Here is a 13,277-nt window from a genome sequence, read left to right on the forward strand (position 1 = left end):
AATGAGAATGAGTCGGATTTTCGACAGAGCCGCACCTGGCGAGGGCGGGTCACGACACCAGGATCGCCAGAAGCAGCACGAACAGCAGCAGCCAGCCGAGCGCGATCCAGAGGCCACCGGCGTCGTCGTTCTCCGTCGTCATGGTCGAACGCTGCCGGTAGTGCGAACGCACCCACGTGCCGTCGCCGCGCTGGTGACGGCGCACCCGGGTGCGACCGACATCGTGGTGACCAGAGGCCGGGCCCCTGTCGCGGCGGTAGTGCGGACGCACCCAGCGCCCATTGCGGTAGTGACCCCTGACGTGATGCACCGGACACAGGTAGCAGCCGCAAAAGGTCACCGACAACGTCGAGTGAGATCATCGAGCATGAATGTTCTGGGCGCCGAATTTCATGCGTTCATGGGAATAAGTTCGCTGCTGCCGACCCCGGTGCGCGCTGCGGCTCCTCATTTCGGAAGGCCACAGAAGCGTCGGTGGTGCCTCAGGTGCCTTCGGTCGATGTCATGCTGCGGGTGCCGGCGCAACTCACCGATCGGCGTGTCGTCGCTCGTCCGCCGCACGGTGAACTCCTCGTCGATATAGAGGGCGAAGAAGTCGAACAGGGTGTGGTGGTTGGGGCAGAGGCAGAGCAGGTTGCTGAGCTCGTCCGTCCCGTCGTGCGGCTTGCCCAACCCGCGGATGTGTGCCGCCTCGCTGTAGTAGCCGTCACGCGTCTCCAGCCGGAGACCACAGATCTGGCACCGATGGCCGTGTAACCGCTTCACGTCCCTGGCGTGCCTGCTGCTGCGGACGATGCGGTCGACCTTCACGGCTCTTCTCTCGACCGGACCACCCGAGCTCGGCACGCCGGGCGTGAGGAAGCTCAGATCCAGCGCGCCTGTCGCGGTGTCGTACCCGGCGAGCCCGACCTGGGCCAGCAGTGCCTCCCGGTCGAGGTCGGGTGCCAACGCCCGGGACAGCATCGCCACGGCCCTGCCCCGTACCTCGACATCGTCGAGCAGTTCCGCGATGGCCGGCGCGAACCCGGGTGCGGGGATGCCCGGCTTACGGCGCGTCGGCCAGCCGTGGAAACCAGAGGCGTCAAACTCCCAGGCCTCGGGCGCGGGTCCTCCCCACAGCCCGCTCTCTACCAACTGATCCGTCGGGACTCGTGCGCTCCTCCCCGGTGCAGGTGCCATTCCGTACCGGTCGAGGAGCATCGTCAGGCTGCCGGCGTCGGCGCTTCTGCCGGACCCGTTCGCATCGGCAGCGGTCCGGCCGACGGCCCACAGCAGCGCCAGCAGAAGGTTCCGGCCCGCCGGATCCTCCGCGTCGCCGCGAGCCACATCGATCAGCTTCTGCATGGCCCTGAAGAAGTGTTTTCGGCTTGTTCGCGGCGACGCTGGCGGGTCGGACGGCGACACGGCCCCAGTCAGATCCGGCAGGAGCGACATGATCGAGGTGTAATCGGCGGCACCGATCAGCGTCAGGCTGCGCAGTGGGACCGGCAGTCCGAGGGCGCGAAGCACGGGCTCGGCGGGCACCGGCCGGTTGAACTGCTCGACGTCGCCCAACGCCATGACGTGTTCCCAGGTTCGCCCCTCGTCGTCGGTTTGCCACACCCGTTTCGCCACTGCCGGGTTCCGGAACAGGTGCAGGATGCGGGCTCGGGCGTAGAGGCCCTTCTCGGCGTAGAAGAGGACGTGATCACCGACCCGGCGGTCACGAAGGGCACGCACCTTGGCGTTGTTCACCTGATCGGTGGGCGTCGAACCCCACAATCGGGCGATGTTGTCCGGGTAGAGGCGCCGCAGCACCGGAAGGTCAGGTCCCAGCTCCGATGTGATCTCGGCAAGCCGGATACCTCGGATAACGGACCGTTCGTAGTTCTGCGGGCCCCGGTCCCGTTGTCCGCCCCGAGGCTGCAGCAGCAACTGCGGCATGCGGTCCGCTCTCCCGCCAGGCACAGCATTCCCTTTCCGCTTCGGCACGACTACCGCCCCCTCCCCCTCACTCACTACGGCCGCCGACCTGGTCACCCAGTCCACGCAACGCCACGAGGGCCGCCCGGTCGACACCGAACTGGGACAGCTCAGTGTCGACGAGGTCGGTGAAGAACTGGGCCGGCGAGCCGGGGAAGTCGGGCCGCTCGCCGGTGTGCCACTGATGCAGCCACGGCTCCAGCTCCACGATCCCGGCCAACAGCGGCAGCAGGCGCTCCGCCGGCCACGCCGCCTGGAGCTTGCGGTCCAGGTAGACGGTCGCCAGCGCCTGGGCCTGCGCGAGGTGGTCCCACCCGGCCCACCCGAGCAGCTCCGTGCCGTCACCGTCGCGGCCCGCCTTCGGGTACGAGACGAAACGCTCCTTCGGCACGTCGAGCTTGCCGCGAGCCCGCCAGTACGACGGCTTGGCAAAGTCCGCCGACGTGTACTTCGGCGGCACCTTGATGTCGACGTCCTCGCCCGCGTCCTCCAACCGCTGCTGCGCCCAGGTCCGCTCCCACTGCGCCCGCTTGCGCAACCCGGACGGCTTGTAGCGGTAGGCGGGCAGGAACGGCACGTGCTCGTCGGCGACCAGCTTTGCCAGCGTCTTCGTCAGGTCGTAGTCGTCGCGGCCGGCCCACAGCTCCAGCACCGCGCGGAAGTCGTCGTCGTGGCGTACCCGGTCGGCGAGCTGCGCCACCGACTGCGGAATCGGCCGGTCGCCCCACAGCTCGGGCACCTCCAGCCGGTCGAGCAGCCAGTCGCGCAGCGCCTTGGCCTGCATGGCGGCCCAGCCCTCGCTGGCCCACCGCCGCTTGCACTCCGGCCGCTCGATCAGCGCGATGTTCCGATCCGACTCGATCGCCTCGATCCGCCGCTGCACCAACGCCCGGTAGTCGTCCGGCCAGTGCGCCGGCAGCTCCGTGATCGGCGTCGACCCGTGCCGCGCGAACCACTGCGTCTCGACCTTGCCGGCCGCCATCCGCCGCGCCAGCACGATCTCGAACGCCCGCTCCCCCAGCGCGAGCCGAGGTGGTTCGGCGGATGTCAGATCGTCGTCACGCAGCCCGTAGAGGCGGTAGACCTCCCAGTCCAGCTCCTCCTGCACCGCGATCATGCGCGCCCGCGTCTCGTCGTAGTCGGCGTGCGCCGCCGCCAGCCGCTCCCGGGTCGGCACGCTGGACCCCGCGACCGCCGCCGGGGTCAGGCCGGCGAGCCGCCGCGCCAGCGAGTCGAGCAGCCGCGCCCGCTCCAACGGGTACGCCGCCGGCAGCGGAAACTCCTGAAGCTTCGTCCCGGTGAACTCGTAGCGATCGGACCACGGCTCGGCACTGACCCTCGCCCCGTCGCCTCCGATCGGGTCACCCCCCTTGGGGTAACTGACCTGCTTGAGCCAAAAGCAGGCGGTGGAGCTGTTCAACACCCCGAGCAGCCGAAGGTGATCGTCCTCCGTCGCTCCTTCCGGCAACTTGATTACCGGTGCCGATTGCTTGAAGACCTTCCCACCCCGGTCCAGCACGAAGTGGTTGTGCGTCGCCACGAAGGCAAAGACAACCGACAGCGGGGTTCGGTATGCGGAAGCGGTGTGCTGGTGATATTCCCACCAGCTAAGGCCAGCGTCAGCCATGCTGCCCTGAAACGTCCGCCGCGCCGCAAGCATGGCACGCCAAGGCCACAACTCGATCGAGAGACCTGCCTCGTCCAGGGACGTGTCGTAGGGGTACCAGATCGTGTCCTCGGGAGAGGAATCCCAGTCCCGTACGGCTTCGCCGATCAGCAGCGGGCGCAGGGCTTCAGGACTGGCCGCGGTTCGGAGCTTCCGACCTAGCGGTCGCATGAATGCCTCATCGGCCCCGGCTCTGATGGCACGTCCGACAGGAAGATCGATGATGTTTGACATCTTGACCGTCCCCGCCTCGATGGCGGCGGTCAGGTCACCTGCCCCACCTCCGCTGAGGCTCCACGGGTGCCGAGCCAGCTTGACACGCGGCAGGTCGATCACCGTCACCCAGTCGGAGGGGACAGTGGGATCATCAACGCCTGCCCTGATCGCGGACCACACCAACCCCGCAGCGGGGTCTTTCGGCTGGGCTGGCTCCCCTCGGACGCCCAGGACAGTAAGAACAGTCGAGGAGAGCCCGCGGTCTCGGGGGCGGCCGATCAGGATTACGGTCGGCGTGCCGTGGCCAGGGATGTATGCGCCCGAGGTGTCGATGACCTCAGTAAGTTCAACCTTGGAGGCGAAGTAGTCTTCGATCAGCTTCTTTCCGAACTCACGCTTCATGAAGCCGTTGCCGGTGATCTGGCCGACGTGGCCGGCACCATCCCCTTGCTCGTCCGCCTGCCTTGCCAGGTCGAAGAAGCGCCTGGCGAAGGGGACGGTGAGCGCATACTGCCGGTGACACACGTCGGGATAGATGTCGCGGTACAGCCTGTTGCGGGCCGGGTCCGCAACCGTGATGTACGGCGGGTTACCGACCACCACCGTGTACTGCCCCTCGCGCAGGTAGTCGGCGAGCAGGTCTGCGTCTTCGCTGACGTAGGCGAAGGCGTTCCGCCCCTCAAGCACAGCCAGTAGGTCGCCTTGCGCTCGGGACGAGCGTCCCCAGTGCAGCAGCGAATCACCGGTTGCTACTCGAACAGACCAGGAAGGGATTCGTTCCAAGGACGTCAGGCCGCACTCCTTCATCGCGGCGGCCAGCAAGCGGAACCGGGCGATCGCCACCGCGAACGGGTTGATGTCCACGCCGGTGACCTGGCCGAGCACCCGCTCGACCAACTCCCGAACATCCGTGGCCGGCTCTCGCTTGCGCCACAACGTCACCAGCCGGCCGAACGCGCCCAGCAGGAAGTGTCCCGAGCCGCAGGTCGGGTCGATGACGGAGGTTTCCGGCAGGCCGAATTCGCGGACCGCCGGGTCGAACGTGCGGTCGAGGATGAACTCCTCGACGAACTCCGGGGTCTGCAACAGCGCGTACGTCTTCTTCGCGTGCGTCGACAGGTCCTGGTAGAGGTCGCCGAGGAAGCGGGTGTTCAGGTCCTCGACCCGCAGCGACACCAGGCCCGGCCCGCGCCGGAAGAACTCCGACAGCTTCTCCGCCGCCTCACCGGAGATGTCGAACCGCCACACCGGGTTGTGCTCGTCGAAGATCTTGCCGGTGGCGCGCAGCCCGCGCAGGTAGTCGAACGCCTCGCGCAGCCAGTGTCGGTCGTTGTGCCGGGGGTTGTCGATGAGGTGCTGTTGGCGGTGCTGCATGGCCCGGCCGACCGGCGCGGCCGGCTCCGGGCCGCCGATCCAGAGCGGCTCGACCAGCTCGTTGTCCTCGCAGAAGCGGACGAACACGCAACCGAGCACCCAGGCCACCGCCGCCTGGTCCAGGACGTCGTCGAGCCAGGTCTCGAACGTGCCCGCCGTACGCCGGGCCTCAGTCGCCTGGCCGTGTTCCTTGCGCAGCGACGACTCCAGCTCGGAGTCCTCGGCGACCTGCCCGCGCAGGTCGTCGGTGAGGGCGGTGACCTGGTTCTGCAACGCCTTCAGCGGGATCATCGGGGAGCGGTCCTCTCCAGGGTGGGGGTGTCCCACTCGTCCGGCAGCCACAGTGACTGGCTGGCCGGCGACGTGAGTGGGAGTTGCTGCCCGTCGAGCACCACCGGCTCGGTGCGGCGCACCGGCACCAGCAGCAGCCGGGCGGCGGGACGGGGGCGGGTGGGGTCGGTCAGTTTCTGGATCAGCCGGAGCTGCTGGTAGCGGGCCAGCGGCCCGGCCTCGGTGATCAACACCGACTGGTCCGCCTCGGCGAGCGCGGCCTCGACCGCCGGCATCACCTCGTGCTGGAACAGCTCCACCAGCGACCGGAAGTCCGCGTCGGTGGGCGAGCCGGTGTCGGCGGCGACGATCGTCTCCCAGGGGAAGCCGAGCGCCCGCAACCGCTCCAGCATGATCGCGGTGACGTCGACCTCGGTGAGGTCGTAGCGGTCCAGCAGGGCCTGGCGGGCCCGGCCCGGCCGCCGGATCGAGGTGAGCAGCACCAGGAAGCCGCGCCGGTCGATCACGTCGGCGAGCTTGCGTCGCGCCCGGGCGGCGGCGCCCGGCACCAGGATCGGCCCGACCGTGCTGACCGAGCGGGTGCCGGTCAGCGACGAGGTACGGTCCGGCGGGACGTAGCGGCCGGTGCCCGCATCCCAGAACAGCGGAATCTCCCGCAGCAGTTCGTCCAGCTTCGGCCGGGTCGGCAGCTCCTGCGCGCGGGGGAACCGGGCGCGCACTCTGGCGCGTACCGTCTCGGGGTCGAGCTTCTGGCCCACCAGCGCGCCGGCGGCCAGGCGCAGCGCGCGTTCGGCAGACATCCGTTCCGCCGGGTAGAGCTGGCCCTGCGCGTTGACCGCGGCATCACCGCCGCTGCCGGCGGCGGCGAGCTGAAGCAGCCGGGCCTCGCTCAGCGGCGGCATGCCGGCCGGCGGCGTCTCCAGCGCGCGCAACTCCTCCACCGCACGGCTCCGACTGGGAAGCGGGTCCGCGCCGGCCAGCGCCGCGGCCCGCCGGCCGAGGCGGGTCACGTAGCCGAGCAGGTCGTCGGCGGTGCGCTCGATGCCCGGGTCGTCCGGTTCCCGACCGATGAGGACGGTGTCGCCGCCGCGCAGCCGCTGCATCGCCAGCCGCGCGTCGCCGCCCCGGGCCAGCTCGGTCTCCACGGCTGCGCGGACCAGACCGATCGCCTGCGCGGTCCGCTTCGGCTCGGTGGTGTAGGAGCCCCGGGTGACGTTCAACGCCTCGGCGATCTCTTCGCTGGAGGCCACCCCGCCCCGCGCGTCCAGCAGCGCCACGATCTCGTCGCGGACCAGGACGAGCGCCGGGTTGAGCGACCAGTCCCGGCTGAGGATCCGCTTCACCAGACGGGACACGTCCGGCTGCTGCTTGCCGACCACCCGGGCCGCGTCCGCCTGGGACGGCCAGCGCAGGAAGTGGCCGTCGTCGTCGGTCGCCTGGCCGAGGAGGATCTGCACCGCCGTCCGGTGCCACGCGGTCCGGCCGGTGGACGCCGGCAGCAGGGTGGCGCAGAGCGCCTCGACGTGTTGCGCAGCCGGCCGGGCCGACGGCGGCGGCTCGGCGGTGGAGAGCAGGTCGCGCAGTGCCCGGCTGCGGGCCAGGATCTCCTTGCGCGTGGCGTCCGGCACGCCCCGGGCGCGGGTCAGCGCGGACGGCTCGGCGTCCAGCAACTCTCCGACCGTACCGATGCCAAGACGTTCCAACGCCGACCGGGCGCGGGCGGTCAACTCGGCCGCCTCCAGCGACGAGGCCCGGCTCAGCGGCGCCGGCCCGCCGGTGTCGTCGGTGGGCGCCTCCGGCTCCGGGATTTCCCGGAAGACCGCCCGCCAGGCGTCGGTCATCTCGTCGAGGGTGTCGAAGCGGTCGGCGGTGTCTCGGGCCAGCGCCTTGGCGAAGTAGGCGACCAGACGGTCCGCGACCGAGGGGTCGAAGACCGCCGGGTCGAGGGTGACCTCGTCGCTGACCGTGGCCGGGTTCGCGCCGTTGCCCCACCGGGGCAGCGTTCCGGTGGCCATCTCGTAGAGCGTCACGGCGGTGGCGAACCGCTCGGCGGCGGCGTCGTAACGCAGCCGGCGCGGCGGCCCGAGGAACGGGTCGAGATAGGCGGTGGTGCCGGCGGTGAGTTGGTCGGCCGGGACGGCCGCGAGCGAGAAGTCGAAGATGCACAGGTGCGGCTGCTTGTCCTTCGGCCGGGGCCGGGAGGCCAGGTTCGCCGGCTTGATGTCCCGGTGCCACACCCCCTGCCCGTCCAGGAAGGCCACGATTTCCAGCAGGTCGCGGCCGTAGCGTTCCAGCAGGTCCAGCGCCAGCCGGCCGCTGCGCAGGTCCTCGGCCAGGGTGCGCTCGCCGGCGTTCTCCAGCAGCAGCGCCGTCCGGCCGCCGACCTTGACGGGCCCGCTGAGCAGCGCCGCCACCCGAGAGTCGCGGAGCCGGTCCACGGCACGTGCCTCGGCGGCGAACCGCTCGGCGTACTGCTCGTCGCGCGCGACCTTCAGCACCACCTGCCGCCGGCCGGCCGCACCGTCCTCGGTCACCAGCAGTGCGACCGCCGTGGAGCCGCCGCCCAGCCGGCCCACGACGGTCAGGCCGCCATCGAGCACGTCACCCCGGTGGGCGTGCAACGGATCCACCACCGGCTCGGGCTCCGGTGCGGTCAGCTCCTCCCAGACCAGTTCCAGGCCGGCGAGGAAGTCGGTCACCCGCCGCATCCGCTGACCCGGGTCGCCCCTCGTGGCGTCGTAGACGATCTCGACCAGCGCGTTCGGCATGCCGTCGGCGACCGCGTCCAGCCGCAGGCCGCCATCGGACACCGCGGTCACCAGCTCCTCCGCGGAGGCCGCCGGCTCCGCACCGGCGAAGACCCGGAACGCGAGCGCGCCGAGGGAGAACATGTCGAGCTGATGGCCCGGCAGGTCGTCGAGGGTGGACGCCTCGGGTGCCTGGTAGCGCCGAACCGAGTCGTCGAAGAACAGCTCCAGCGACGCCGGGTCGGTGGGCGACCCGAGCGACGTCATCCGGGTGCCGGGCAGCCGCCCGCCGGTCTGCCAGTCGGTGACCACCAGCGTGGGCCGGGCGCTGTCCGGGTCGCAGACGAACACCGCACGGGGGTTCATCGAGCGATGCGACAGCCGGCGTGAGTGGGCGTGCCCGACGATCTCGGCGAGGTCCTGCACGAGCTGCAGACGCTGGGCCAGTTGGAGTTTGCCGTCCCGCTCTGCCAGCCACTGGTCGAGGCGCTGCCACTCGGTCCGGTGGTCGAACACCACTGCCGGGCCCCACGGATGGTCGACCAGGTCCAGCGCGCGGGCGATGCCCGGGTGGTGGATGCCCTGCAACAGCCGGAACTCGCGTTCGGCGGCCCGCCGGATCGCCGGCACGTCCTCCTCCGCCGCCCGGCTGGTCAGATAGAACCGCACCCGCCGCAGCAGCGAGGTGTCGACGGTGTGGTCGGCGAGGAAGTCCTGCCAGCCGAGGCCCTCCGCGAAGGGCCGCTGGTGCAGCATGAGCTGGTTGACCCGACGCTCGGCCACCGACGGCCGGATCTTGGCACCGCGCACCAGCTCGACGATCTGACGGGCGCGTACCGCGTCGACGAGGTGACGGGAGTCCGCCGGCGGGGCCAGCAGCATCTGCTTGAGGCTGGGCAGCTCACTGTTGTTGCCGTCCAGTCCGTAAACGTGTTGGCGCCCGATGTCGTCCAGTTCGCAACGCATGTTGCGGGCATGCAGGAAGACCGCCGCATTCACGTAGGGGGCGCGGATGCCGGGCGGCGCGTAATGGGCGATGACACTGCGCAGCCGTTTGGCCTTGCGGTTGGTCAGGATCAGCGGGCTGTCCAGTGCGGCCCTGCCGCGATGCCAACGCTGCCCGTCGCCCGCGATCCGGCCCTGCCAGTGCTTGAGTTCGAGCACGTAGAGGCCGCTGCGGGTGAGCACCAGGGCGTCGATCTCGTTGATCGAGCCGTCGGTCCCGACGAACTCGACGTTGGCCCATACGTGATACGGCTCGGCGTCCGGCAGGTACGACGCCAGTTCCCGTAGACCGTCCTGCTCGTGCAGGTAGGCACTCGGGTTGATCTGCTCCCAGCGCGGTGAGTCCTCACGCATGCCGCACCGAGCGCACCTGCGCAGTCATGACGGCCACTCCCCACGTATTCAGATGTGTTGGGTCCCGTGCACGGTACCCGCTGGGAAACGCTCACAACGTCGACTATCCGACACTCCTTCACCAGTCGCCGCGAGGTCTATCCGGACCGGTACTCGTGTTGCGTAGGTTCTGGCCGGATGGTCGATCCAATATGGAGGGCAGCTTGTCGGCCGGTGCGGCGACGCGATGCACACCGTCGGCCACGAGCGCGCGCGGTACCTGCGCAGCGGGCACCAGCGAAGCCAGGAAACGCTGTGTCTCCGGGTCCACCGAATGGATCAGCGTTCCGCGCATCCCCCGCGTGAGCAGAACCTTGTAGGTAATGCGGATGAGACGGTCCGCGTCCCGCGTCGCGACTCCCCGTACCCGGTCGAAAATGGCGTGGTCATGGGACTCCGCCGGCTGACTGACCAGTCTGCCGTTCCGGAACACCAGATCCGGGCCGAGGATGACACCCGACCAGTCATACTCGAAGCCCTGCGCGGTGTAGATGCATCCCACCTGCTCGAATCCGGCCGGTTCAATGGCCCAGAAGGACCGCGACGGGATGCCCCGGGGTGGATTTTTGCCGAAGGCGTTCCACGGCTTCGACCAGGATCCGATGCGTACGTCCGGGACGAGTTCCCGGCCCCGCGGTTTCTCCGTCCACGGCCAGCAGAAGCCGGCCGAGATGCGCGCGGAGGCGTGCTGGTCGTGAACATTGCGCAGCAACATCTCCATCTGGTCCGGCGAGGCGGCGAGGGCGAGGCGGAAGCTGCCGTCCTCGATCCACCGGTAGGGGCGCTCCCCGGCGAGGCCCAGCAGGTGCCGCACCCATCGTTCGAAGCGTGGGCTGCCGCCACAGCGGAACTGCGCCCCGAGGTGAACGAAGTCGACCTCGAAGTCCAGCCGCTCCGCCGCACCGCGGATCACGTCGACGCTACCCACCTCGTTCGGGCGCACCACCTGGTCGTCGTCCAGCAGGAAGACCGGCACCTTGGCGACCTCGATCAGTTCCCGGACCTGTGATTTCCGTCCCCGGCGGTCGCCGCGGGAGGACTGGTCACGGATTCGGTGCGCCTCGTCGCAGATCAACACATCGAGGCTGTCCGCTGGCTCGTCCATGAAGTCCCTGAAGTAGTGGAACAGCTCCGCGATTCGCTGTTCCGGGCTGCGCGGGTCGCTCCTGGCGTACCGCCGCAGGCTGTCCCGGAACGCCTTGGAGCCCGTCGCGTGAGCGACCTGGCGGCCTTCCCGTGCCAGATCGACGAGGAGGGTCAGCGCGATGGCGCTCTTGCCGCTGCCCGGCCCACCCGAAACCACCACCACCCGCTTGCGTCGGCCCTGGTCCGCCCAGCGGACACCACGCATCACCAGCTCGTACGCTGCGCGCTGCTCATCGAGCAGGACGAGATGCCGCCGGCTTGCCACCTCGTCCGCGCCGACGGTGAGGAGTTGGTGGCTGGGGCTCACCCTGGCCGACAGCAGCGCGTGCGCGGCTGCCTCATCCCGCCAGGGACCGAATCGCCCACGCAGATAGCGGCGCATCTCGTCGGTGCGGTCCCCGGTGAACACCATGCGCTGATGGGTCCGCCGATCGCCGTCGCCAGTCGGCAGCTCCGGGATCTGCCGCCGGGTCGCGTTGTGCAGGTACGCCAGACCATGGACAGCATCCGGCCGATCCAGGAACATCGGCAGGAAGTCGGTCAGGTAGGAGCAGTAGTTCTGTACCTGCACCGCGGGATGCACCTGGGGCTCGGCCATCCCCGGCACACGCACCAACTTCTCGATCTCGTCGTAGCTGGTCGCTGTGCTCCACTGCTTGAGTTCCACGACGAGGTAGGCCGGACGTCGGGAAAGCGGCTCCATGCCGGCGAGGATGACGTCGATTCGCTTGCTACTGCGAGGAAGCTGGCACTCCACGAGCGCGTCGAGGTCCTCCAGGCCCGCGTCAACGAGTTGCACGGCCAGCGCAGGCAGGCTCTGCTGCCAGGACGACCGTTCGCTGTCGGAGACACGGAAGCCGACCCGAGCCAGATGAGCAGACACCCGCTCGATCAAGTGTCCCTCGTCGGCCAGTTCCAGAATCTGCTTGGGACTGGTCTGAAAGGCGAGCAAGAGAGGTGCCCCCAGAGACGGAGATCTCGTGCGGTGGGGGCACGTCCCAAGGGATGCCCGTCGTTCCGCTGAGCCGCCAATGACTTTAGCGACACCCTTCGGTGCGCGGCTACCCGCTCGCACGGCCACCGACGGCGTAGGCGTAGCCCCACAGGGACGCCCCCGGACCGGTAGGGTCCGGCGACGTGGAGACGACGGTGAGCTACGCGCGACTGATCCGACCGGCGATCGACCGGGTCTACATGGGCGCCCGCCTGAAGGCGCGCCCCCGGATGGCGGCGTTCTACGCCGAACGCGGCCACGAACTCGGCATGGAGAACACGCTCTTCTCCGGCGTGCTGGCCCGGCCGCTGCCGGCCGAGGCGCTCGCTGACGGCCTCGTCTACACCGGCGTCGACCTGAGTCGGGAGCTGGCGCAGGGCGTCTTCGTCCAGGACGACGAGGGCGCCTTTCACCTGACCGAGCGAGGCCGGGAGTTGGCGTCGTTCGGTCAGCGCGCCAGCGGCGAGGCCGCCGAGGAGCTGTGGGGGACGCGGCCCGAGGTGCTGCCCGGCCTGAGCATCGTGCCCCGGCTCGCGGACCTGGTCGGCCGGGTGCTGGCGCACGCGCAGGCCACCGGCGGGCCGGCGTTCCGGGCCATGTCCCCGCCGTACGAGCCGGCGGACGCGTCCCCGGCGCTGCTGCTCGTCACCCGGCTGGGCTCGCTGCGGCACCACCGGGCGGACGCGCACCGGGCCGCGTGGCGGGCCGCCGGGCTGACCGCCGAGGAGATCCGCGCGCTGCCGGACGGGCCGGAGCGCGCGCCGATCGAGGCCGACACCGACCGCCGCGACGAGCCGGCGTACGCGGTGCTCACCGACGCCGAACGGTGGGAACTGCTGGCCGGCCTCGCCGCCCTGCCCAACTGACCGCCCAACCGGCGTACGCCGTCGTCGTGGCGGGTGCACGGTGTGGCCGTCGCGCCACGTCGTCGGCCAGGTGGGTAAGGCAGTCGTCGAGCGCCGCCAGGCTCGGCCGGGTGGGCAGGTCGTCCGGGTGCACCGGGGCGTCGCGCGGTCGCACCGCCCATCCGGAGCCGGGCAACCGGCGCCACCGCACTGCGGGCAGGCGGTCACGTCGCTCATCGCAGCGGCCTCGGCGCGCAGGCCCCGTCGTGGTCGACCCGGCGCGCGCAGCGGCGGCGGTCGGGCAGCGAGAGGTCGCAGAAGACCCGATGGCGTACGCCCTGCGCGTCCTCGAAACTGACGGTGACCTCAGCGGCGTCCACTTCGGACAGGAGGCTCACCGAGCGGGCCAGCGTGCCGGCGAAGTGGCGGGCGGCGGACAGGTCGGCGGCGGTGAACGGCAGATGCGTTAACGGCATTGGCGCAACACCGCCCTGGACCACCTTCACCGCCCACACCAAGCACACCCGTCGACACCCAGCCGGTCGGTGGAACGCCATGGGTGTCTCCGGCCCCGTTTGACACCCATGGCGTTCCACCCACCCGGCCCGGGCGCGACGAGTGGAACGATATGGGTGTCT

General features: G+C 70.2%; 6 protein-coding genes. 1 reads left to right on the forward strand and 5 read right to left on the reverse strand.

Going from position 1 to position 13,277, the window contains the following annotated elements; genetic code table 11:
* Nucleotides 1-447: 447 nt before the first annotated feature.
* The 4 genes from ACIA6B_RS20325 to ACIA6B_RS20340 all read right to left on the reverse strand — a co-directional run bounded on the left by ACIA6B_RS20325 (nucleotide 448) and on the right by ACIA6B_RS20340 (nucleotide 11,752).
* Nucleotides 448-1,923 (reverse strand): HNH endonuclease, encoded by a 1,476-nt coding sequence (locus tag ACIA6B_RS20325; RefSeq protein ID WP_396775331.1) that lies wholly within the window; start codon nucleotides 1,921-1,923, stop codon nucleotides 448-450.
* Between the two features lie 67 nt (nucleotides 1,924-1,990).
* On the reverse strand, nucleotides 1,991-5,509 hold the full coding sequence (pglX, locus tag ACIA6B_RS20330; protein WP_396775333.1) for a BREX-2 system adenine-specific DNA-methyltransferase PglX: 3,519 nt from the start codon (nucleotides 5,507-5,509) through the stop codon (nucleotides 1,991-1,993).
* Complete coding sequence (gene pglW, locus ACIA6B_RS20335) at nucleotides 5,506-9,615, reverse strand: BREX system serine/threonine kinase PglW (protein WP_396775335.1); 4,110 nt, start codon at nucleotides 9,613-9,615, stop codon at nucleotides 5,506-5,508. The genes pglX and pglW overlap by 4 nt, the downstream gene beginning before the upstream one ends.
* A 118-nt stretch (nucleotides 9,616-9,733) precedes the next feature.
* Nucleotides 9,734-11,752 carry a DNA/RNA helicase domain-containing protein gene (locus ACIA6B_RS20340; protein ID WP_396775337.1) on the reverse strand — a complete coding sequence of 673 codons (2,019 nt, stop codon included), beginning with the start codon at nucleotides 11,750-11,752 and terminating at the stop codon, nucleotides 9,734-9,736.
* Between the two features lie 185 nt (nucleotides 11,753-11,937).
* Here ACIA6B_RS20340 and ACIA6B_RS20345 point away from each other — a divergent pair, with 185 nt between their 5' ends.
* Nucleotides 11,938-12,660 carry a hypothetical protein gene (locus tag ACIA6B_RS20345; protein WP_396775339.1) on the forward strand — a complete coding sequence of 241 codons (723 nt, stop codon included), beginning with the start codon at nucleotides 11,938-11,940 and terminating at the stop codon, nucleotides 12,658-12,660.
* Nucleotides 12,661-12,872: 212 nt separating this feature from the next.
* Here ACIA6B_RS20345 and ACIA6B_RS20350 read toward each other — a convergent pair whose 3' ends face one another.
* Nucleotides 12,873-13,115: a hypothetical protein gene (locus ACIA6B_RS20350; RefSeq protein WP_396775341.1), complete on the reverse strand. Its 243-nt coding sequence runs from the start codon at nucleotides 13,113-13,115 to the stop codon at nucleotides 12,873-12,875.
* Nucleotides 13,116-13,277: the final 162 nt, after the last annotated feature.

This window comes from Micromonospora sp. NPDC051141, from assembly GCF_044455765.1.
Lineage (GTDB): Bacteria > Actinomycetota > Actinomycetes > Mycobacteriales > Micromonosporaceae > Micromonospora.